Here is a 21907-nt window from a genome sequence, read left to right as displayed (position 1 = left end):
CACGTCCCGAGTGGTCGCGACGACACTGATCGCGAGAGCCGCTCGAGGTGTTCGAGGAGTCCGCGATGTCGTTCCTGCGCCGCCGTGCCGACGCGCCGTCCGTCACGTCCGCCGCCACCGACGAGCCGCCGACCCCCCGCCCGGCCCGCCCCACCCGCGCCGAGCGCAAGGCCCGCAAGGCCGAGGAGGCCGCGGCCGCCGAGCTCGCCGCCCGCATCGCGCGGGCCCAGCGCCGCCTCGCCCAGGCCACCGGGCCGCTCCCGGTCGTGCCCCAGCGCCGCTCGAGCGACGACGCGGTGCGCACCGACTGACCGGACCCCGTCACCCCGGCGGCGGGCGCATGGAACGCTGCCCGCCGTGCTCCCCCGGAGTCGCCTCGCCGCGATCACCGCCGCCCTGGTGACCGCCCTGCTCCTCGCCGGCTGCGGCGGGACCGACGAGACCGCCGCGCCACCGCCGGCCTTCGACCCGCCGACCGGGTTCGCCGCCCCCACCGGCAGCCTCTTCGGCGGCTCCACCGGTCAGGTGTTCGGGCGCGACGCCGACGACCTGCCCGCCGCCCTCGTCGGCACCGCGGTCTGGGGCACCGACGGCGGGCGTGTGCTGCGCGTCGACTCCACCGGCGCGGCGCTCCCCGGACCCGCGGCGCCGCCGGGGGCGTGGGCGGCGGGCCGCCCGGTCGCCACCGCCGACGGCGGCGTCCTCGTCGGGGCCGCGACCACGATCCCCGGGTCCGGCACCACCCCGCCCGGTCTGTCGGTGGACCTCCTCGCGTTCGACGCGGCCACCGGTGCCCTCCGGTGGGACGCGCCGACCGTGCTGCCGTGGTCGGACCGCCCGCCCGCCGTCGCGCTGCGCGTCGCCGGGGTGGTCGCCGGGGTCGCCGTGCTCACCGCGAGCACCGATACCCAGCGGACCGCGCTCGGGGTCGACCTCACCTCCCGGCGGGTGCTGTGGACCGCGGACGGCGTCGGCGCCGACGCCGTGCTCGCCGACGGACCGGCCGGGGGCACCGCGCTCGGCGTCGCCACGGCGCCGAGCCAGAGCGGCACCTACGCCGACTCGACGGTCGTCGGGCTCGACGCGGTCACCGGCCTGCGGCGCTTCGACGGCGAGACCCTGACCGCACCGCGGATCACGTCCGCCGGGCCGGGCCTCGCCGTCGTCTCCGGTCGCACGTCCGCGACGACGCTCTCCGCCCCCGCGGCCACCCTGCGGTTCGTCGACGCGCGGGGGGCGACGGTGCGCACCGTCGACGTCGGCCGCTCCTACACCCCGCCGCGATGCGTGTGGGACGAGGCGGCCACGACCGTCTGCGGCGGCGACACCCGCGTGTTCGCCGTCGACGCGACCACCGCGGCGCCCTTGTGGGAGCTGCCCGACCCGGCCGCCAACCGCATCGCCCCGCGCCTGACGACGGCGTGGCACGGCGCGGTCTACGGCACCACGGTGAACGGGCCGCTCGTGCTGGACGCGCGCACCGGCGGCGACCGCGACACCCGCCCCGGCGCCGCGCCGATCCTGGTCAACGCCTACCTCGGGCTCGGGGCGGAGGCCGGCGGCGTCGCGGGCTTCGGCGGCGGCGCGTCGATCACGCCGGCGATCCGCTGAGGGTCGGCCCCCGGGAAGCGGGTAGCCCCGGGGATGGGTGACTACGAGCACACGACCGACGTCCGGCGCACGCCCGAGGACGTCTTCGACTACCTCGCCGACGTCTCGCACCTCCCCGAGTACTTCAGCGGCCTGGAGAAGGCGTGGAGCACGGGCCCGGAGGACGTCGCGGTGGTCGCGAACGTCGAGGGCGAGCGGTACGAGGGCACCGCCTGGATGCACGCCGACCAGGACGCCAGGAGCCTGCGGTGGGGCGCCGAGCGCTCCAGCGGCTACCACGGCGAGCTGTTCGTGACCGGGATCGGCGACGAGGACTCACGCGTCACCGTCACGCTGCACACCGAGCACGCCGACGGCCCGGCGATCCGCGCGGGCCTCGAGCAGACCCTCGCCGACCTCAAGCGGATCCTCGACGGCTCCGGCACGGAGCGGGTCGGCTGAGCCGTCCGGGTGGCCCGGGTCGCTGAATCGGTCGACGTGGCGAGGGTCACCCCGCTCTGGCATCGTGGGTCGTTCCCGATCCGAGGGAGCGGAGAGCCCGTGCGCATCCCGTTCATCCGTCGTCGACCCACCACCACGCCCCCCACCACCACTCCCGGCACCGTCCGTCGCGACGTGCCGGCCCCCGACGTCATGGCCGGGATGGAGTACCTCGACACCCCCGCCCGCGAGCCCGTCCGCCCGCCGGCGCCCGAGGTCTCCGTGTGCGGGATCGACCCCCAGGTACCGGGCAGCCCGTCGGTGCCGCGGCTGCACGTCGTCGTCGACGACGACGTGCGCCCGGACACGGTCGAGCAGCTGCTCGCGCTGGCGGGGGGCGACGGGACCGAGGGCGGCGAGGCCGGCGAGGGAGGCGACGGCGGGGTGCGGGTGCGTCGGCTGACCGTCGACGTGCGCGGCCTGCGCGACGTGCTCGAGAGCCGCGGCGGCTGGAACCTGCTCGCCGCGCTGGTGCGCGAGCCGTCCGACCGCGTCACCAACGCCGTCTTCCGCGCCGCGATGTCCCAGCCCGCCCCGGACGGCACCGGTGCGGTGCTCGAGGCGGGCGACGTCGACGTCGAGGTGTGCGTCGTGGGGGAGGGCGACACCGTGGCCGGCCGGTGCCGGCGCGAGCTCGGGCGCGGGCGGCTCTCGCTGACGCCGTTCCTCGCCACGTCGGAGCGTCTGACCCGCCGCCTGGCCGAGGCGCTGGCCCGTCCCCGTGACCGCGGGATGCGGCGCTCGTTCGAGCACGCGCTCGCCGACGTGCTCGGGGACGCCGACCTCGGCACCGTACTGGGCCGCCACGGTGCCGCGCCCTACTGCTCCGTGCCCGGCACGTGGGCGACGCCGCCCACGGCCGCGACCCCCGCGCCGCGCCGTGCCGACCTCACCGAGCAGGTCCCGGCGGCCGCGTCGCTGGAGGAGGCGGAGCCGGTCTCGGCCCGGTAGGCGGCCGTCAGGTCGTGTGGACGATCAGCACGTCGGTCGGCGAGCGGCGCGAGACCTCGGCGGGAACCGATCCGAGCAGGCGGCCCGCGAAGCTGGCGAGGCCCTTGTTGCCGACCACGACGAGGTCGGCATGGTGCAGCTCGACCTTGTCGCAGATCGCGTGCACCGGCTCGCCCTCGACGGCGACCGTGTCGACCTTCTCGGCGCCGGCCCGCTGGGCGACGTCGCGCGCGTCGCGCAGCGTCTCCTCGGCGGGGTTGGAGCCGATGATCTTGTACGCCTCGTCGCCGAGCGCGCGTTCCGCCTCGGCCTGGTCGCGGGCACCGGACCCGCGTGCCCGCTCGTAGGCGCACACGATGAGGAGCTTGGCGCCGGCGTCGGCGGCGATCTGTGCGGCCCGGGTCACCGCGGAGGTGGCCGAGGTCGACCCGTCCGTGCCCACGGCCACGAGCTGGTAGTCACCCACGGCGGCACCCTAGGGGGCTCCGGCGCGGGATCGGCGTCAGGGTGGACGCGGCGCGGCGGGGAAGTCACCCGACGGGGCGCCGAGCCGCGGAAGCGGACGGAACGGCACGTTCCGGGTGACTCAGGTCACGGTGAGGTCACGATGTCCGCGTGTCGTCACGACGGGGCCTCGCGGCGGTAACGACCCCGGTCGGCGTGCTCGATGAGTGTCCGACGGCACACCGGACGGACGGGGCGGGCACATGGGGCGAGCGGACGTGTCGGTGCGGCATCGGGGTCTCGTGCGCGGCCTGGCGTCGGGGGCGCTGGTGATCGGCGCGCTGCTGGCCGGCGCGCCGGTGGCGCTCGCCGCCGACCCCGTCCCGGCGCCGGCGCCCTACGGCGGCGCGCTGGACGCCCCCGACCCCGGTTCCTCCTTCGACGAGGAGCAGATGCTGGAGGTCGGGATGCTCGGCCTCGGGACGATCAACGGGCTGGCCGTGGCGGGCGTCGTGATCATGAGCCGGTTCCGCGGCAGCTCGGCCCAGGAGACGCGCCGGGCCCTCATGGCGCGCACCTCGGCCGGGGTGCCGTCCGGGCCCCGCCGGCCGCGGTTCGCGCCGGTCGGGCCGGTTGCGGTGCCCCACCGTCATCGGGACGGCCGCTGACGCCGGGAGGACCCCGGCGGCCGGACGGCGCAATCGGGGGAGCCCATCGGCGCCTGTTCGTGCTGACCAGCGGCCCCACGGGTGAAGTAGATCCCCCGAACGGGCTGTTCCGTGCGCCGTCCGCAACGCGTCAGGCTGGTCGCGACGATCCCCCGGGTGACCCAGTGTCGCCGTTCAGACGCCCTCGGCGAACCCGGCGGCGATACGCCCCCGCCCGTGAAGGAGCGCCGTTGTCGAGCGACGCCGCGACACCCGCCACTCCCGCGGCCGACGACCGGGTGCCCGAGCCCCGGTCCGGCCCCGGTCCCGTCGCCGTGCCCGACACCACCACCGACGCGACCGGCGCCGCCGACACCCCGGACGACGCCACCACCGACACCCCGGAGAGCACCGACCCGCCCGCGAGCGGGACGGCCACCGGATCCACGGGCGAGCCCACCACCGAGGCGGCCGACGAGGCCGACGAGAGCGATCAGGCCGACGAGGCCGACGAGACGAGTGATGACACGACCATGACCACCGTCGAGAGTGCCGAGGACGCGGAGCCGGTCGTCGCCGTCCCGGCGCAGACCCGCTCCGAGACCGTGCCGCCCGCCGGACCCGCTGCGCCCGCCGCACCGGCCGCGGCCGCCGCACCCGCCGCACCCGCCGCACCCGCCGCACCCGCCGCGACGTCGGGCGGCCGCGGCGAGCCGCCCCACGGTGGACGCCTGGCGGCTCGCATGCGGGAGGCGCGGTCGCGGCTCGAGCCCGAGACCACGGTGATCCCGGAGCCCCGCAGCCCCGACGGCGTGATCCCGCCGGCCGCGTTCACGGGCGGCTCCGCGAAGCCCGCCCGGGACCTCGTGAGCTCGCTCGACGACCTCCACGCCGAGGTCGCGGAGACCGAGGAGAGCCCCGAAGCCCCGGAGCGCCGTGCGCTCGTGCGCGTCCTCGAACTGTCGGCCGCGGGCATCCCCGAGGCGGGCTGGTCGGCCCAGGAGCGGGTCGACGCCGAGACGCTGGCCGGTGCCGCCGCGGTCGCGGGCACGCTGCTCGCCTCGGCGGAGGCGGTCCTGGAGCGACTCGACGCGGACGGCCGCGCGGCGTCGGCGGTCGAGGTCGACGCCGTCGTCACCGCCCTGCGGGTGGCCCGCATGGTGCTGGACCTGGAGTCGTTCGCCCGTCACGGTCTCTGACCCGGCGCGCCTGCCCGCCCGCCTCCGTGGGGTGAACGGGCAGGTCAACCGAGTCGACGGCTCGCGCGGCGGCTCGGGGACTGCGACGATCGGCGGTATGGACGGTCGGGGAGACGGTGCGCCGCGTCGTTTCCGCCTCCTGTTCGTGTGCACGGGCAACCTCTGCCGGTCGCCGTTCGCCCGCTTCCACACGCGTGCACTGCTCGACATGCGCCTCGGCCCGCGCTGGGCGTCGTGGTTCGACGTGGCCAGCGGGGGCACCGGCGCGGTCGTGGGCGCGGAGATGCACCCGATGTCGCGCGCCCAGCTCGGGCCGCTCGCCATGCATCCCGACGTGGCCGCCTTCCGCGCCCGCCAGCTGCCGGCGCGGGACGTCGAGCTGGCCGACCTCGTGCTCACCGTGAGCCGCTCGCACCGCTCCGCCGTCCTCGAGCTCGAGCCCCGCGCGCTGCGCAGCACGTTCACGATGCGAGAGTTCGCCCGGCTGCTCGAGGGCCTGGACCCCGCCGACCACGCCGCGCTGCCCCCCGACCCCCGCGAGCGCGCCCACGCACTCGTCGCGGCCGCGCTCGCCCAGCGCGGGCAGGGCGCGCCGGTCGACCCCGAGGACGACGCGATCCCCGACCCCATCCAGGGCGGCGTCGAGGAGCACGCCGAGGCCGCGCGCCGCATCCACGCCGCCGTGCGGCCCCTCGTCGACGCGATCGGTGCCGCCGTCCCGTGGCCCGGCCGGCGGCCGCCGCCGCGTCCCACCGGCCCGTTCGTGCCACCGGGTCCCCCCGGGTCGTCCGGCCCGCCGCGGCCGCCCGGTCCCGCCGGTCCCGCCGGGCCCGCCGGGCCCGCCGGGCCCGCCGGTCCTCCGTCGGGCGGCCCCCTCCCGCCACCCGGGGTCCGGCCGCCGGGGATGCCGCCCCCCGGGTCGCCCACCGGGTCGCCCCCTGGGCCGCCCTCCGGACCGCGGCCCGCGGTCGCCGGCGGTCCCGTACCGCCCGGCGCCGCGCCCGTCCGCGACGGCTCCGTACCGCCGGGGGTTCCGCCCGCCGCCTCCGGTGCCTCCCCGGCACCCGCGGCACCCGCGGCACCCGCGGCACCCGCGGCATCCGCGGCACACGCCTCACCGCCCCTCGGCGTCACCGGGCCGACCGGCGGCACCACGGGACGGCACGGCATGCCCGGCGGGACGATGCCGGGGTCAGCAGTGCCGCCGCCGCTCCCGTCGTCCGGGCCGACGGTTCCAGGCCCGCCCGGCCACCTCCCGCCGCTCCGCGGGGGCGACCACCAGGACGGCGGCGACCACCACGACGACGTCGACGACGTCGACGACGGGGCCTTCGACGGGGCCTTCGACGTCCGCTACGACCCGACCGCGGACGAAGGCGAGCCGTCCGGCGTGCCCGCGGGCCGCGCGGCCTCCACGCCGCGCGCCGGACGCTGATCAGGCGAGCCGCGGGTCAGGGCGAGCAGGGGTGGTCCGCCGACCGGGGCAGGGAGAAGGCGCGGCGCACCCGGGTGCGGGCCGCCGTCGCGCTCGGTCCCGACGTCAGCAGCGGACGCCACACCGACCACGCGTCGGCCTCGCCGTCGGTGGCGGGCCGCCCGTCGGCGGCGCGGTCGACCAGCTCCCGGCACGGGGCGACGGCGCCGGACGGACGCACCACGCACACGCGCAGGCGCTCCTGCCCGGCCGTGACGTGCAGTCCCGCGCGCGGCGACCGGCCGAGATCGAGGCCGAGCTCGTCGGGCGTGCCGTCGAAGACGACCCGGCGGGTCGACTCGAAACTGAGGCGGCCGTGGCGCAGGCGCAGCACGCCGGGGACGTGGGTGACCTCGCGGACGATCCAGGCGAGCCCGGCGACGTCCTCGGCGGTCGCGTCGGCCGGGGTGATCTCCCGGTCGGCGACCGCTGACGGAGCGTCCGACGATCGGGGCGCCGACCGTGGGGCGGGCACGGCGGCGAGCGTGCCGGAGGCGCTCGGGGCGGCGGAGGCGCCGGAGCGGGGCGGGATGGCCATCGTGACCTCCTCCCGGGTTGTTGCTGTGTTGTGACCTGACCTACACCTAACGCGCGCAGGGCCTCGGGTGTCATGCTCCGGGCGGGCGAGCCGGTGTGGGCATTGGAGTGATGTCGATCCAACGCCGCTGCGTGAACCCCTCCGACCGACCGTGAGGGTGAGCGAGTGCCCTGATCGGCCCGCTCGGTAGTGCCCTCGGTGACCGCGCGGTGGCATGCTGCCGCCCCATGAGCCCAGTGGGTCGGGGGAGATCCGACCCGGCCGGTCGGCCGACCGGCTCGGACCTCGCTCGTGGTCCGGTCGGGTGTCACGGACAGCAGCCATCGGGGTGCGGAACGCCCTCGTCGACGACCGCAGGAGTACAGAGCGTGAGCAACCCCGACGGTTACCAGCAGCAATCGGGCTTCGGTCCGCCCCCAGGTGGGTATCAACAGCAGTCCGGCTTCGGTGAGGCGTCCGGCGCGGATGCCCCGGGCGGCTACGACCCGGGCCAGTCCGGACAGCCCTCCGGCGCGCCGGGTCAGCAGGGCTACGGCCAGCCCGACCCCGCGGGCCACGGCCAGCAGTACGGCCAGCAGGGCTATGGCCAGTACGGCCAGCAGTACGGCCAGCAGCCCGGCCAGGGTTACGGGCAGCAGGGGTACGGGCAGCAGCCCGGCCAGCCGGCGTACGGGCAACCGGGATACGGCCAGCCCTACGGTCAGCCCGGCTACGGGCAGCCGTACGGCCAGGCGGGGCAGCCGGGGCAGGCGGGGTACGGGCAGCCGCCCGCCTACGGCCAGCAGTACGGCCAGCCGGCCTACGGGCAGCCCGGGTACGGCGCTCCTGGCTACGCCGGGGCAGGCGACCCGACCGACGTCGTCGGCTCCCGCGTCGGGCAGTACATCCTCGACGGGCTGCTGTCGTCGGTGCCCACCATCATCCTGCTCTTCATCGTGGGCGCGATCGCCGGCGCCTCGGCGGGCAGCGAGTCCGGCCTCGCCGCGATCATCCTCGTCGGCTACCTGCTCATCTTCGTCGTCGCGCTCGCCTCGGCGTTCGTCGTCCACGCCTACTGGCCGTCGACCCACCAGGGTCAGACGCCGGCCATGGGCTGGCTCAACCTCCGCATCGTGCGCGAGGAGGACGGCGGCATCCCGAGCCTCGGTCAGTGCGTGGTGCGCTGGTTGCTCTTCATCGTCGACGGACTCGTCGCGGGCCTCGTGGGGCTGATCGTCATGTCGACCTCGCAGCGCCACCAGCGGGTCGGCGACATGGCCGCGAAGACCCTCGTCATCCGCGCCTGAGCCGGCGACGCGCGCTCCCGCCGCGAGGGGCACGCTGCGCAGCTCCGCGAGCACCCGGTGCCTGCCGAACGTGCCCCTCGCGCCGTGGGGCGCCCTCGTCCGGTCCACGCGCGGTGCCGGGTCGAGTGACACCACTGGGCCAGGCGGGCGAAACTGAAATGTTCTGGACGAATCGCGAAACACCCGTCGTCCTCCGAGCGACTTCCGGGCCGTACCTGGGCGCAGGGCCGCGCCCGACGCCACGACCGGCTCGTCCGGACACCCCGGGCACGACCGGCAGCGAGAAGGCGGTTGACGTGAGGACGACACACCCCCAGCAGGGGCGATGCCGGGGAGGACACCGGTGAGCGCACCGGCACGCGGCGGTTACGCCGCCTGGGTCAGTTGGCTGGAGGCCTTCCGGCGGGGCGAGGACCCGCCGACCGAGGGGCTCGGACCGGTCCGCGGGGGCTTCGGCTCCTACGTGGAGGCGCGCCTGCTCGAGCGGCTCTCGACGGCGTTCGCCGACCGGGTCCGCCAGTGGCAGGCGGCTCTGGGCGACCGGATCGTCGCCCAGCCACCCGACGGCCCGGTGGCGGCGTCGGCGATGTTCCAGGACGCGGTGGCGCGGCTCGGGCCGCTGGTGCGGCTGGCGGACTCGCCGCTGATCCCGCGCCCGCTCGCGGTGTCGATGCACGAGATGCTCGGCACGGTGCGCGACGGCGCGCGGTCGGCGCTCGCGGAGGCGTGGCAGCGGGGGCTCGAGGACGAGCACGCGCCGGGCATGCCGGCCCAGCGCCGCGTGGACCCGCCGGTCCGCAGGCCCGGGGCCCCCGCCGGCGCGGTGACCTACCCGCGCCGGACCATCAGCGCGCCGCGCGTGCCGGACCCGAGGATGCGGCAGCACTGACCCGGCAGCACTGACCCGGCGCCCGGGACCGGTTCCGCGCGACCGGTCCCGGGTCAGCCGAGCCCGACGCGGGCGAGGACCCCGCGGTGGTCGCTGCCCGCCACGTCGACGACCTCGACGTCGCGGGCCCGCGGTCCCCCCGAGACCAGCACGTGGTCGATCTGCGCCCCGAACACCGTCGGCAGCGCGGACGGCCAGGTCCCCGTAAGGCCCTCCCCGACGTCGCTCGCCGCGTCCGTGCACCCCGTGGTGGCCTCACGTAGCTCCGCGTGGTCGAGGGTGGCGTTGAGGTCGCCGGCGACCACCGTCGGCCGGTCGCCCGTGCACCAGCGCGACAGCGCGGCGACGTCGCGGCTCCACGCGTAGGTGTCCCCCGGCTTGGGTGACTGCGGGTGCGTGGCGACCAGGCGCACCGCCCGGCCGTCGACGTCGGGCAGGTCGACGATGAGCGATGGGAACTCGGTGTCGCGGTTCGGCGTGGCCGTCGGGCGCCCGAGACTGCGGCGCACGAAGACGGTCATCGCGCTGTCGTCGCCCGGCGCGTCGGCGGCGAAGGCGCGGTAGCCGCTGACGCCCTGGTCGCCGCCCGACTCGTCGACCAGCGCCTGCTGCAGGCGGTTGCGCAGCGTGCCGCGGGCCTCGGGCAGCACGACGACGTCGGGCGTGCGCGTGCGGATGAGCGCGGCGATGGCCTCCGGGTCCGCGCGGCTGACGTAGGCGCTGGCGGTGAGGACGGTGAGCTCGGGCCCGCCCGTCGCCCCGGCCTCGGCGGATCCCACGGCCCGCGGCGCGACGATGCCCAGCCCGACGACGCCGACGAGCCCGAGCGCCACCGCGGTCGGCCACGCGTGCCGGGCGAGCACCCCGATCAGCACCGCGAAGACGACGAGCCCGGCCGCGAGCTGCGGGCGGAAGGCGATCGTCTGGACGAACGGCGTCCGGTCGTCGATGCCGAGCCGGTCGGAGAACGTGACGACGGCGGCGCCGAGCCCGAGCACCACCGCGGCACCGAGGGCACCGGGCCCGGGAACGCGGACGGAGCGCAGCCGCCCGCGCGGCCGCGGCGGCCGCTCCCGCGGCGGAGCCCCACCGAGCGCCGGTGCCTGCTCCTGCGGAGCCCGGGGCAGGGCCTGGGTCGGACCGGGCAGGCTCCAGCGCCCGTCGGGACCGCCGTCGGGCCCGCGACCGCCCGGCGCGGGCATCCGGCGCGGTGTCCCGGCCGGATCGGGGCGCCCGGGTGGGACCCCAGGGCGACCGGACCCGTGCCCCGGTCCCGGCGTGGGTCCGTACGGCGGTCGCCGCGACGGTCCCTGCCGTGACCCGGGCGGCGGTGATCCGGCCGGCGGTGATCCGGGCGGCGGTCCGGCGGGCCCCCGCGGGGGACCCGGGCGGCCGCCGCCGTGCGGGGGCCGCTCGGGGCCGGACCGGTCGGTCACGCCCGCGTCACGCGCAGGATGACGTCGTCGGACCCGGTGTCGCTGGTCAGGTACAGGGCGCCGTCGGGCCCGAGACGCGCGCCGCGCAGGCGCCCGAACGCGCCGTCGAGCTCGGGCGGGACGCGGACCTCGACGATGCGGTCCTCGTCCGCGCCGGTGCCGGGACGCATGAGGTAGAGCTTCTCGCCCTTGAGCGCGCTCACGGCGAGCATCCCGGCCATGTCGCCCCAGGCGGGTCCGTCGAGAAAGGTCAGGCCACTGATCGCCTCGGTCGGGTCGCCGGAGCTCCAGGCGGCCGGGACCGCGTCCGGGTAGCGGTCGAGGTCGGTCATGGGCACCGACTCGTCGTAGCCGCCGGGGTTCTCGCCGCCCTGGGCGGGGTCCCACCCGTAATTGCGGCCCGGCACGACGACGTTGATCTCGTCGTCGACGTCGGGACCGTGCTCGGCGCTCCACGCGCGCCCCGTCCCCGGCTGGACGGCCACGCCCTGCACGTTGCGGTGGCCGTAGCCGACGATGAGCCGCTCCGCGGCGCTGCCCGACGCGGCGAAGGGGTTGCCCGGGGCGGGCCCGCCCGTGGCCGGGTCGATCCGCAGGACCTTGCCGCCGAGCGAACCGCGGTCCTGGGCGATCGTGGCCCGCGCGGTGTCGCCGGTGCCGACGAGCAGCATCCCGTCCTGGTCGTAGGTGGGCCGGCAGCCCGAGTGGCGTCCCGAGGGGTTGATCGGGAGGCCGCCCACGAGCGGGTCGCGCACGCGGTCGGCGCGCGCGCCGTCGGGCGACAGGCGCCAGGTCACCAGGCGGATGTCGACCGGCCGACCGCCCTCCTGGTGGTCCTGGCAGGTCACGAACGTCCCGGACGTCGCGACGTCCGGCGCGGCGGCGATGCCCAGCAGGCCGCCCTCGCCGCGCGCGTAGACGTCGCCGAGATCGGCCGCGACGGGGGCGACCCGCGCCCCCGGCCCGAGTCCGGTGACCAGCGACAACGTGCCGTCGCGCTGGGTCACGAGGAAGCGGTCGCCGCCGATGAACGCGATGTCCCACGGGTGGTCGAAGCCCGCGGCGACCGTCTCGACACGCAGTCCGGTGCCGGTCGGGGCGGTGGTCGTGGGGGCGGGGGTGGCGGCGCGGGGGCTGCCGCCGGCGCCGGCGCCGGTGCTCGGGGAGGCGGAGGTCCCCTCGGTGCGCTCACCGCACGCGGTGAGGGCCAGCGTCAACAGCGCCGCGAGGGCCAGGAGGGCGCGTGCCGGGCGCTGTCGGGGCTGCCGGCACGGTCGGCTCGGGGTCACGGGGGACGATGATGCCGGGTGCCGCATCCGGTCCCGGTGGGGACCCGTCGCAGGTCACCGGCCGTGATCGCCGCCGAGCCCTCGGTGCGCCGGCGACGGGCCACGGCGTGAACCGACCGTGACGTTGTCCACGAACGAACCGCACGGTACTTTTTCCCACGGCGCCGGGGCGCCCGTGCGATTCCGGGGGGCACGCACGGACGCCGCGGGGCCGGAGGTCGCCGGTGGCGGGGCGCCGGCGCCTCCACCCCCCGCGCCCGGCTCCCGCTGGCCGCCGGTGGCCCGCGTCATCCCGGTGCCCGGCGTCCGCTGTCGGGGTGCGCACGTATCCTGGACTCATCCCCGGTGCGCCCGCTCCTCTCGGCGTGCCCGACGGTCCGTCGAAGGGTCCCTCCGCGTTGTCGCCCGCCGCGCCTGCTGTCGTGCCGCACTCCGCCCCGTCCGCCGCTCCTCTCGGCGACCTCCTCCCGTCGGTGCTCGCCGATCCGGGGCTGCGCGAGGTGGTCACGGCCGCCGGCCGCGACGCCGCGGTCGAGGGCCCCACGGGCCTGCGGCCGTTCCTCGCCGCGGCGCTCGCGGCCGAGCCCGGCGACCCCGCCGACGAGGCCGGCGGCGCGGGTGCCCCGGTCCTCGTCGTCACCGCCACCGAGCGGGAGGCCGAGGAGCTCGCGACCGCCATCGGCGAGCTGCTCGCCGGCGACGCCGTCGCGTACCTGCCGAGCTGGGAGACGCTGCCCCACGAGCGGCTCTCCCCGCGCGCGGACACCGTCGGGCGGCGCGTCGCCGTCCTGCGCCGGCTGGCCCACCCCGAGGCCGACGACACCCCGGACACCCCGCTGCGCGTCGTCGTCACGGCCACGCGGAGCCTCATCCAGCCCGTCGTGCCCGGCCTGGGCGACCTCGAGCCGGTCCGCCTGGTCGAGGGCACCGAGTACGAGCTCGAGGCGCTCACCGAGCGGCTGGTCGACCTCGCGTACGCGCGCGTGGAGATGGTCGAGAAGCGGGGCGAGTTCGCCGTGCGCGGCGGCATCGTCGACCTCTTCCCGCCCACGGCCGCCGCCCCGGTGCGCGTCGAGTTCTGGGGCGACGAGGTCTCCGAGCTGCGCTGTTTCTCCGTCGCCGACCAGCGCTCGCTGCCCGGCGACGGGCCCGACGCCCGGCCCGCCGAGGTCGTCGCCCCGCCGTGCCGCGAGCTGCTGCTCACCCGGCGGGTGCGCGCCCGCGCGGCGGAGCTCGCCGCGGAGCACACCGGCGACAAGGCGCTCGGCGAGCTGCTCACCCGGGTCTCCGAGGGCGTGCCCACCGAGGGCATGGAGTCGCTGATCCCGGCTCTGCTGGACGGCGAGGGCGAGGGCGCCGAGCTCGAGCTGCTGCCCGAGCTCCTGCCCGCCGGCGGCCACGTCCTGATCTGCCACCCCGAGCGCGTGCTCACCCGCGCCGCGGACCTGGTGCGCACCGGCCAGGAGTTCCTCGAGGCCTCCTGGCTCGCCGCCGCCGACGGCACCGACGGGCGCGCCCCCATCGACCTCGGCGCCTCGGCGTACCGCGACCTCGGCGACGTGCGCGCCGTCGCGGCCAAGGCCGGCCGCCCCTGGTGGACGCTCTCGAGCCTCGCGACCGACCCGGACGTGGAGGACGACGCGCACACCCGCGACGGCGCGCGGGTGATCCGTCCCGGGTTCACGGCGGTCGAGTCCTACCGCGGCGACGTGGCCCGCGCGGCCGCCGACCTGCGGGCGCTCGCCGCAGCCGGCGGCGTCGGCGTCCTCGTCGTGCCGGCCGCGGGCACCGCGCAGCGCGCCGCCGAGCAGCTGGGCGAGCACGAGGTCCCGGTCCGGCTCGCCGACGAGGGGCTGCTCGCGGCGCCGGAGCCGGGCGTCGTCACCATCACGCGCGGCTCGCTCGCCGACGGCGTCACCGCGGGCTCGACGTCCCTGGTGATCGTCACCGAGGCCGACCTCACCGGCACCCGCCCGGGCACCGAGGGCACCGTCAAGCGCGCCCCGGTCAAGCGCCGCAACGCGGTCGACCCGCTGACGCTGCAGCCGGGCGACTTCGTGGTCCACGCGCAGCACGGCATCGGCAAGTTCGTCGAGATGACCCAGCGGACCACGGGCACCGGCCCGGCCCGCACCACGCGCGAGTACCTGGTGCTCGAATACGCGTCGTCGAAGCGCGGGCAGGCCTCCGACCGGCTGTTCGTCCCGACCGACCAGCTCGACCAGGTCAGCCGCTACGTCGGCGGCGAGCTGCCGACGCTGAACAAGCTGGGCGGGTCGGACTGGTCGAAGACCAAGTCGAAGGCGCGCAAGGCGGTCCGCGACATCGCCGCGTCGCTGGTGCAGCTCTACGCCGCGCGGCAGGCCGCGCCCGGGCACGCGTTCGCCCAGGACACCCCGTGGCAGCGGGAGATGGAGGACGCGTTCCCCTTCACCGAGACGCCGGACCAGGCGTCGGCGATCGACGAGGTCAAGGCCGACATGGAGAAGGCGGTCCCGATGGACCGCGTGATCTCCGGCGACGTCGGCTACGGCAAGACCGAGATCGCGGTGCGGGCGGCGTTCAAGGCCGTGCAGGACGGCAAGCAGGTCGCGGTGCTCGTGCCCACCACGCTGCTGGCCCAGCAGCACCTGCAGACGTTCACCGACCGGATGCGCAACTTCCCGATCACGGTGAAGGGGCTCTCGCGCTTCACCCCGGGCAAGGAGGCCGACGCGACGGTCCGCGGGCTCGCCGACGGCAGCGTCGACGTCGTCGTCGGCACCCACCGCCTGCTCCAGACCGGCGTGGCCTGGAAGGACCTCGGCCTCGTGGTCATCGACGAGGAGCAGCGCTTCGGCGTCGAGGCCAAGGAGCACATCACGGGGCTGCGGGCGCACGTCGACGTCCTGTCGATGTCCGCGACGCCCATCCCGCGCACTCTGGAGATGAGCCTGGCCGGCATCCGCGAGATGTCGACGATCCTCACCCCGCCCGAGGAGCGGCACCCGACGCTGACCTACGTCGGCGCGTACGACGAGAAGCAGGTCGCCGCCGCCGTCCGGCGCGAGCTGCTGCGCGACGGCCAGGTCTTCTACATCCACAACCGCGTGCAGTCGATCGACGACGCGGCCGCGAAGCTGCGCAGGCTCGTGCCCGAAGCGCGCATCGCCACCGCCCACGGGCAGATGGCCGAGGAGCGCCTCGAGCGCACGGTCAACGAGTTCTGGGAGCGCGAGCACGACGTCCTGGTGTGCACGACGATCGTCGAGAACGGCCTGGACATCTCCAACGCCAACACCCTGGTCGTCGAGCGCGCCGACACCCTCGGGCTCTCCCAGCTCCACCAGCTGCGCGGGCGTGTCGGGCGTGGCCGCGAGCGGGGGTACGCGTACTTCCTCTACCCGGCCGACCAGCCGCTCACCGAGACCGCCCACGACCGCCTCGCCACCGTCGCCCAGCACTCCGAGCTCGGGGCGGGCACGGCCGTGGCGATGAAGGACCTCGAGATCCGCGGCGCCGGCAACATCCTCGGCGCCGAGCAGTCCGGCCACATCGCGGGCGTCGGCTTCGACCTCTACATACGCCTCGTCGGCGAGGCCGTCGAGGCGTTCAAGGCGCACACCGACATCGACGGCGGCGAGGAGCCGCTCGCCGAGGTGCGCGTCGACCTCCCGATCGACGCCCACGTGCCCCACGACTACGTCGACACCGAGCGCCTGCGCCTCGACGTCTACCGCAAGATCGCCGAGGCGGCGGACGCCGACGCGCTCGACGCGGTGCGCGAGGAGCTGGTCGACCGCTACGGCGAGCCGCCGACGCCGGTCACCAACCTGCTGGCGGTCGCGGCGTTCCGCCAGGCGTGCCGGCGGCACGGCATCACCGAGGTCGCGGGGCAGGGCAACCAGATCCGCCTCGCGCCCGTCGAGCTGCCCGAGTCGGCGCAGATGCGCGTCAAGCGCCTGCACCCGCGGGCGCAGTACAAGGCGGCCTCGCGCACCCTGTCGCTTCCTCGGCCCGTCGAGGGGGCGGACGGCAAGGGTCCGGTGCGCATGGGCGCCCCACCCCTGCGCGACCTCGCCCTCCTGGCGTGGTGCGAGCAGCTGTTCGGCCAGCTCTTCCCGGCGCCGGTGGCGGCGGGCTGAGGTCGCACCGGAGATCAGGAGCGCGCTGCGCACCTCCGCCGCGCCGTGGAGGTGCGTGATGCACTCCTGATCATCGCGCCGCTGGTGCGTCGGCCAGGGCGGCCTGCGGGGGTGGGCCGGGCGGGTGAGAAGGTGACGCCGTGGGTCGCCTGTTGCCGCTGGTCGCGTCGGTCGTGGTGGGTCTCCTGGGTCTCGGAGCGCTCGCCGGGTGCGGCACGGGCCCGAGCCAGGTCGGGGCGGCGGCGATCGTCGGCGACCAGGTGATCACCGTCGACCAGATCCAGTCCGGGCTGCGGACCGCCGTGCCCGACCTCCGGATCGCGGTGGACCAGCAGGGCGCCGCGCAGGGCGTCGCCCCCGGGGCGCCGATCCCGCCGCAGCTGCTCGCGCAGGAGTCGCGGCGGCTGGTGACGGTGCGGGTCCTCCACGAGCTGATCGCCGAGCAGTCGCGCCGCGACGGCATCACGGTGACGCCCCAGCAGGTGGACGCCGCGCTGGCGCGGGCCGGCGGGGCGGAGGCCGCGGCCGCGGGCAGCGGCTTCGACCCGGCGACGATCCGCCAGCTCGTCGGCGACCAGATCGCCGCCGGCGAGATCGGCCGGCGGGTGTTCGACCGGCTCCAGGTGACCATCGACTTCACGGCGCTGCCGGACCGCGCGTCGGCCGAGGCGCTCGCCCGGCAGGTCGCCGCCGACCCGTCGCAGGCGCCCCGCCTGTTCGCCGCCGCGTCCGGCGGGCGGGGTGCGAGCGGGCTGACGGTGCGCCCGGGCCAGGACCAGGGCGCGGGCCTGCAGTCGTCGGCGTCGTCGGTGCTGTTCGGGCTCCCCGCGGGCACCGTGTCGATCACGCCGGGCGGGGGTTCGCAGGCGAGCGGCCAGGACCCGGCGCAGGGTCCGTGGACCGTCATCCACGTCAGCAGGCGGGACCTCGATGCCCCGCCGCCGGGGCCGGGCGTGACGGCGGCGGCCGTGGTCGACGAGAACACCATGTTCGGGTTCGGGCTGCGCCAGCTCCAGCCGCTCGCGCTGGAGCTCGGGGTGACGGTCAGCCCCCGCTACGGCGCGTGGGACCCGACCCAGCTCGACGTCGTCGAGAACCCGGCCGCCGCGGGGGTCATCACCCCGGTCCGCAGCCAGACCCCGTGACCGAGCGCGTCACCGTCGATCCGCGCCTCGGCGCGGTCCTGTCCGCCGCGGCCGCGCGCACCGTCGCCGCGGCCGACCAGGTCCGCCTGCACCCGGACCTCCCCGAGGCCGTCGCGGCCGCATTCGCGCGCGACCTGGGGGCCGTGGGCCCCGAGGCGCCGACCGCCGGCGGCACGGTCGTCGAGCTGGTGCCCGGGCACGCCGGGGCGCCGCCCGGGACCGAGCTGCTCGAGGCGGTGCGCGTCATGGACCGGCTGCGCTCGCCGGGCGGGTGCCCGTGGGACGCCGCCCAGACGCCGGAGTCGCTGCTGCGCTACCTCGTCGAGGAGACCTACGAGCTCTACGACGCGGTGGCCGCCGGCGACCGGGACGCGGTGCGGGAGGAGCTCGGCGACGTCCTGCTCCAGGTGCTCTTCCACGCCCGGATCGCCCAGGAGGACCCGGCCGACCCGTTCGGGGTCGACGTCGTCGCGGGTGAGCTGGTGGCCAAGCTCGTGAGCCGCCACCCGCACGTCTTCGGCGACGGGGAGACGATCACCGGAGCCGATGAGCAGCAGGTCCGCTGGGAGGAGCTCAAGGCGGTCGAGAAGCGCCGGGAGTCCGCTCTCGACGGCGTCGCGGCCGCCCAGCCCGGCGCGGCGCTGCTCGGCAAGTACGTGTCCCGCGCGCTGCGGGCCGGGGTGCCGCCCGAGCTGCTGGCCCCGGCCGGCGACGGGATCGCCGGGGACCTGGCCGCGCTGGTCGTCGACGCGGTCCGTGCCGGCGACGACCCGGAGGGTGCGTTGCGGGCGGCGGCCACGGAGCTGTCCGAGCACGTCCGCGGCGCGGAGGCCGCGGCGCGGGCGGCGGGGGAGACCCTGGGACCGGACCGGCCGGAGGCCTGGCGCGCTCACTGGTCGTGAGTGTTGGGCAGCCTCAGCTCCGTCCGATTGATCCGATAGGACCGTTTCTTGCTGGTCAGTGACGGAGAATGCTCGCGCAGAGTGCCACCTCCATCTTGACGCCAGGCAAGGCAAACCTAAGACTCCTGGGCGTTGCGGCGGGGTCGTCCCGCGGGTTCGCGGGAGGGAGTCGACGGTGCTGGCGACGTTCGTCATCGGGCTGCGCGAGGGTCTCGAGGCGGCCCTGATCGTCGGCATCGTCGCGGGGTTCCTCCGCCAGCGGGGCGAGGACCGCGCGCTGCGCCCGATGTGGCTCGGCGTCGCCCTGGCCGTGCTCATCTGTCTCGCCGTCGCCGTCATCCTCCAGGTGGTGGCCGCCGACCTGCCCCAGCAGGAGCAGGAAGGCATGGAGAGCATCATCGGGGTGATCGCCGTCGCGATGATCACCTACATGATCATCTGGATGCGGCGGCACGCCCGCGGCATGCGGCGCGAGCTCGAGGCGGCCGCCGAGTCGGCACTGGCCCGCGGCTCGACGTGGGCCCTGGTGGCCATGGCGTTCCTCGCGGTGCTGCGCGAGGGCTTCGAGACCACGGTGTTCCTGCTCGCGGCCTTCTCGTCGTCGACCTCGCCCGTCGCCGCCGGTGCCGGTGCCCTGCTGGGCATCCTCATCGCGGTGGCCGTCGGCTACGGCATCTACCGCGGCTCGGTGCGCCTCGACCTCGCCCGGTTCTTCACGATCACCGCGGTGTTCCTCGTGCTCGTCGCCGCGGGGCTGCTGGCCAGCGCGGTCCACACCGCCCACGAGGCGACGTGGATCAACTTCGGTCAGGAGCAGATCGCGGACCTGTCCGCGGTCGTCCAGCCCGGCACCCCGATCTCCTCGCTCGTCACCGGCGTCCTCGGGATCCAGCCGCGGCCCACCGTCATCGAGTTCGTGGTCTGGCTCGTCTACCTGGTCCCGATGCTCGTCTACGTGCTCTGGCCCCAGCGCCGCCGCGCCGTGACCCCGGCCGCGGCGACGGCGTCCACCTGACGCTATCCCCTCGATCCCCGCCGTCCACCCAACTCTGTCGATCCCCGACCCCAGCGAGGAACCGTCGTGTCCCGTCTCGCCCGGCCCGTGCTCTGCGTGGGTGCCCTCCTCCTCACCACCGGCATCGTCGCCGCCTGCTCGTCGGGCGGGGGCCAGGAGGGCCCGCCCGAGCAGAAGGTGACGCTGGCCCTGTCCGACCAGGGCTGCGCTCCCCAGCCCGCCCAGGTGCCGGCAGGCCCGGTGACGTTCACCGTCACCAACACCGGCAGCAACGCGGTCACCGAGGGCGAGATCCAGCAGGACAACCGGATCCTCGGGGAGAAGGAGAACGTCACCCCCGGCCTCTCGCAGGACTTCTCGCTGCGCCTCGACCCGGGCACTTACACCGTCTACTGCCCGGGCGCCGCGCAGGACACCGCGACGTTCACCGTCACCGGTGAGGGCGGGCAGGCGCCGGCGCCCACGGACCCCTCGCTGACCACGGCGACCGCCGGGTACCGGCAGTACGTCATCGAGCAGGTCGGCCTGCTGGTGCCGGCGACGAAGCAGTTCACCGACGCCGTCCGGTCCGGCGACGTGGCCCGCGCCCAGCAGCTGTTCGCCCCGGCGCGCTACCACTACGAGACGATCGAGCCGGTCGCGGAGAGCTTCGGCGACCTCGACCCGGCCATCGATCTGCGCGAGCCGGACGTCGAGCCCGGCACCGACTGGACCGGGTTCCACCGCATCGAGAAGTCGCTGTGGACCGCGAACACGACCGCGGGCATGGCGCCGTACGCGGACCGTCTCGACCAGGACATCGCCCGCCTCCAGCAGCTGGTCGGCACCGCGGAGTACCAGCCCGCGCAGATCGCCAACGGCGGCAGCGAGCTGCTCACCGAGGTGTCCACGTCGAAGATCACCGGCGAGGAGGACGCGTTCTCCCACACCGACCTCTCGGACTTCGACGCCAACATCGCCGGCGCCCAGGAGTGCTTCGAGCTGCTCCGCCCCGCCCTGCAGCAGCGTGACCCCGCGCTGGCCCAGCAGCTCCAGGCCCGCTTCACCGGCATCACCGACGCCCTGCAGCCCTACCAGCGTGGCGAGGCCGCACCCGGCGTCCCGGCCTACGTCTCCTACGACACCGTGACCGAGGAGCAGCGCCGCGTGCTCGCCGACCGGGTGAACGCGCTGGCCGAGCCCCTCTCGCAGGTGTCCGGAAAGGTGGCATGACGCTCAACCGACGCGCGCTCCTCGGCCGCGCCGGCCTCCTCGCGGGGGCCGGTGCGGCCGTGGCCGTGTCCGGGGGCGCGCTCGCGGCCTGTGCCCCCGACGCTCCGCCGCCCCCGGCGACGGTCCCGTTCCGCGGGCGGTACCAGGCCGGGATCGAGACCCCGTCGCAGGACCGGCTGGCGTTCGCCGCGTTCGACCTCGAGCCCGGCATGACGCGGGCCGACCTGGTGGCGCTGCTGACGACCTGGAGCGCGGCCGCCGAGGCGATGACGCGCGGGCAGCCGGTGCCGGGCCGCAGCGACGACCAGAACTCGCCGCCGGCCGACACCGGCGAGGCGATGGACCTCGCGCCCGGGAACCTGACCGTGACCCTGGGCTTCGGCCCGTCGCTCTTCGACGCCCGCTTCGGGCTGGCCGACCGTCGCCCGGCCGCCTTCACCACGCTGCCCGCGCTGCCCAACGAGATCCTCGACCCGGCCCGCTCCGGCGGCGACATCGGCGTCCAGGCGTGCTCGGAGGACCCGCAGGTCGCGTTCCACGTCATCCGCAACCTCGCGCGCCTCGGTCGCGGCACCGTCGTCACGCGCTGGACCCAGCTCGGGTTCGGGCGGACGTCCTCGACCTCGACCTCGCAGGTCACCGCCCGCAACCTCATGGGCTTCAAGGACGGCACCCGCAACATCAAGGTCGAGGACGCGGCGGCCATGGGCCGGTCGGTGTGGGTCGACCCCGCCGACGTGCCCGGGCCGGCGTCGTGGATGGCCGGCGGGAGCTACCTCGTGACCCGGCGCATCCGCATGATCCTCGAGACCTGGGACCGCGACCCGCTGTTCGACCAGGAGGACGTGTTCGGGCGCTCCAAGGTCGACGGTGCCCCGCTGTCGGGCGGCACCGAGTTCACCCCGCCGGACTTCGCGAAGACCCTCGCGAGCGGGCAGCCCGCGATCCCGCTCGACGCCCACATCCGGCTGGCGGCGCCGGAGAACAACGGCGGGGCCGGGCTGCTGCGGCGCGGCTACAACTACACCGACAACGTCGACCCGGCGACCGGCCTGCTCGACGCCGGCCTGTTCTTCATCGCCTACATGCGCGCGCCGGAGCAGTTCGTGCGGATCCAGAGCTCGCTCGGCAACCGCGACGCGCTGAACGAGTACATCCGGCACACGTCGTCGGCCCTCTTCGCGTGCCCGCCGGGCGTGGCGGAGGGCGATCCCGCCGACTACTGGGGACGGCGGCTCGTGGAGGCCTGACCCGCACCTCGGAGG

Annotated in this window: 19 protein-coding genes; 15 read left to right on the top strand and 4 right to left on the bottom strand. The window is 76.2% G+C overall.

The window, feature by feature from the left end; all coding sequences use genetic code 11:
* Positions 1-65: 65 nt before the first annotated feature.
* The 4 genes from QSK03_RS15160 to QSK03_RS15145 all read left to right on the top strand — a co-directional run bounded on the left by QSK03_RS15160 (position 66) and on the right by QSK03_RS15145 (position 3042).
* Positions 66-311, top strand: a complete 246-nt coding sequence (locus QSK03_RS15160) for a hypothetical protein (protein ID WP_285653526.1) — start codon at positions 66-68, stop codon at positions 309-311.
* 46 nt (positions 312-357) lie between these two features.
* Positions 358-1611 (top strand): hypothetical protein, encoded by a 1254-nt coding sequence (locus tag QSK03_RS15155; protein WP_285653523.1) that lies wholly within the window; start codon positions 358-360, stop codon positions 1609-1611.
* Positions 1612-1644: 33 nt separating this feature from the next.
* Positions 1645-2052, top strand: coding sequence for an SRPBCC family protein (locus tag QSK03_RS15150; protein WP_285653520.1), 408 nt, complete (start codon positions 1645-1647; stop codon positions 2050-2052).
* A gap of 99 nt (positions 2053-2151) precedes the next feature.
* Positions 2152-3042, top strand: coding sequence for a hypothetical protein (locus QSK03_RS15145; protein ID WP_285653517.1), 891 nt, complete (start codon positions 2152-2154; stop codon positions 3040-3042).
* Positions 3043-3049: 7 nt separating this feature from the next.
* Here the strand turns inward: QSK03_RS15145 and QSK03_RS15140 are convergent, their stop codons facing one another.
* Positions 3050-3508: a universal stress protein gene (locus QSK03_RS15140; RefSeq protein ID WP_285653514.1), complete on the bottom strand. Its 459-nt coding sequence runs from the start codon at positions 3506-3508 to the stop codon at positions 3050-3052.
* Positions 3509-3764: 256 nt separating this feature from the next.
* Here QSK03_RS15140 and QSK03_RS15135 point away from each other — a divergent pair, with 256 nt between their 5' ends.
* The 3 genes from QSK03_RS15135 (at position 3765) to QSK03_RS15125 (ending at position 6767) form a co-directional block, all read left to right on the top strand.
* Positions 3765-4154 carry a hypothetical protein gene (locus tag QSK03_RS15135; protein WP_285653511.1) on the top strand — a complete coding sequence of 130 codons (390 nt, stop codon included), beginning with the start codon at positions 3765-3767 and terminating at the stop codon, positions 4152-4154.
* Positions 4155-4384: 230 nt separating this feature from the next.
* Positions 4385-5332 (top strand): hypothetical protein, encoded by a 948-nt coding sequence (locus tag QSK03_RS15130; protein ID WP_285653508.1) that lies wholly within the window; start codon positions 4385-4387, stop codon positions 5330-5332.
* A gap of 97 nt (positions 5333-5429) precedes the next feature.
* Positions 5430-6767, top strand: coding sequence for an arsenate reductase/protein-tyrosine-phosphatase family protein (locus QSK03_RS15125; protein WP_285653505.1), 1338 nt, complete (start codon positions 5430-5432; stop codon positions 6765-6767).
* A 16-nt stretch (positions 6768-6783) separates the two neighbouring features.
* Here QSK03_RS15125 and QSK03_RS15120 read toward each other — a convergent pair whose 3' ends face one another.
* Positions 6784-7344, bottom strand: a complete 561-nt coding sequence (locus tag QSK03_RS15120; protein WP_285653503.1) for a hypothetical protein — start codon at positions 7342-7344, stop codon at positions 6784-6786.
* A gap of 368 nt (positions 7345-7712) precedes the next feature.
* Here QSK03_RS15120 and QSK03_RS15115 point away from each other — a divergent pair, with 368 nt between their 5' ends.
* Both QSK03_RS15115 and QSK03_RS15110 read left to right on the top strand, forming a co-directional pair.
* Complete coding sequence (locus QSK03_RS15115; protein WP_285653501.1) at positions 7713-8630, top strand: RDD family protein; 918 nt, start codon at positions 7713-7715, stop codon at positions 8628-8630.
* A 343-nt stretch (positions 8631-8973) separates the two neighbouring features.
* Positions 8974-9519 (top strand): hypothetical protein, encoded by a 546-nt coding sequence (locus QSK03_RS15110; RefSeq protein WP_285653498.1) that lies wholly within the window; start codon positions 8974-8976, stop codon positions 9517-9519.
* 53 nt (positions 9520-9572) lie between these two features.
* Here QSK03_RS15110 and QSK03_RS15105 read toward each other — a convergent pair whose 3' ends face one another.
* Positions 9573-10721, bottom strand: coding sequence for an endonuclease/exonuclease/phosphatase family protein (locus QSK03_RS15105; protein WP_285653494.1), 1149 nt, complete (start codon positions 10719-10721; stop codon positions 9573-9575).
* 230 nt (positions 10722-10951) lie between these two features.
* The gene (locus QSK03_RS15100) at positions 10952-12244 is read right to left on the bottom strand and encodes a PQQ-dependent sugar dehydrogenase (RefSeq protein ID WP_285653491.1); all 1293 of its coding nucleotides are present in this window, start codon (positions 12242-12244) and stop codon (positions 10952-10954) included.
* 422 nt (positions 12245-12666) lie between these two features.
* On the opposite strand from QSK03_RS15100, the gene mfd reads away from it, so the two are divergent.
* From mfd to efeB, 6 genes are all read left to right on the top strand, one after another.
* Positions 12667-16368 (top strand): transcription-repair coupling factor, encoded by a 3702-nt coding sequence (gene mfd / locus QSK03_RS15095; protein ID WP_285653488.1) that lies wholly within the window; start codon positions 12667-12669, stop codon positions 16366-16368.
* Positions 16369-16508: 140 nt separating this feature from the next.
* A complete protein-coding gene (locus QSK03_RS15090; RefSeq protein ID WP_285653485.1) occupies positions 16509-17513 on the top strand; it encodes a hypothetical protein in 1005 nt (334 codons plus the stop codon).
* Positions 17510-18415, top strand: coding sequence for a nucleoside triphosphate pyrophosphohydrolase (locus QSK03_RS15085; RefSeq protein WP_285653482.1), 906 nt, complete (start codon positions 17510-17512; stop codon positions 18413-18415). The genes QSK03_RS15090 and QSK03_RS15085 overlap by 4 nt, the downstream gene beginning before the upstream one ends.
* 175 nt (positions 18416-18590) lie before the next feature.
* Positions 18591-19430: an iron uptake transporter permease EfeU gene (gene efeU, locus QSK03_RS15080; RefSeq protein WP_285653479.1), complete on the top strand. Its 840-nt coding sequence runs from the start codon at positions 18591-18593 to the stop codon at positions 19428-19430.
* A 66-nt stretch (positions 19431-19496) separates the two neighbouring features.
* Positions 19497-20642 carry an iron uptake system protein EfeO gene (gene efeO, locus QSK03_RS15075; protein WP_285653477.1) on the top strand — a complete coding sequence of 382 codons (1146 nt, stop codon included), beginning with the start codon at positions 19497-19499 and terminating at the stop codon, positions 20640-20642.
* The gene (gene efeB, locus QSK03_RS15070) at positions 20639-21892 is read left to right on the top strand and encodes an iron uptake transporter deferrochelatase/peroxidase subunit (protein ID WP_285653474.1); all 1254 of its coding nucleotides are present in this window, start codon (positions 20639-20641) and stop codon (positions 21890-21892) included. The genes efeO and efeB overlap by 4 nt, the downstream gene beginning before the upstream one ends.
* Positions 21893-21907 lie beyond the last annotated feature (15 nt).

Source organism: Actinomycetospora sp. NBRC 106375 (assembly GCF_030269665.1).
GTDB lineage: Bacteria > Actinomycetota > Actinomycetes > Mycobacteriales > Pseudonocardiaceae > Actinomycetospora.
This window is presented reverse-complemented; position numbering and strand designations above follow the sequence as displayed.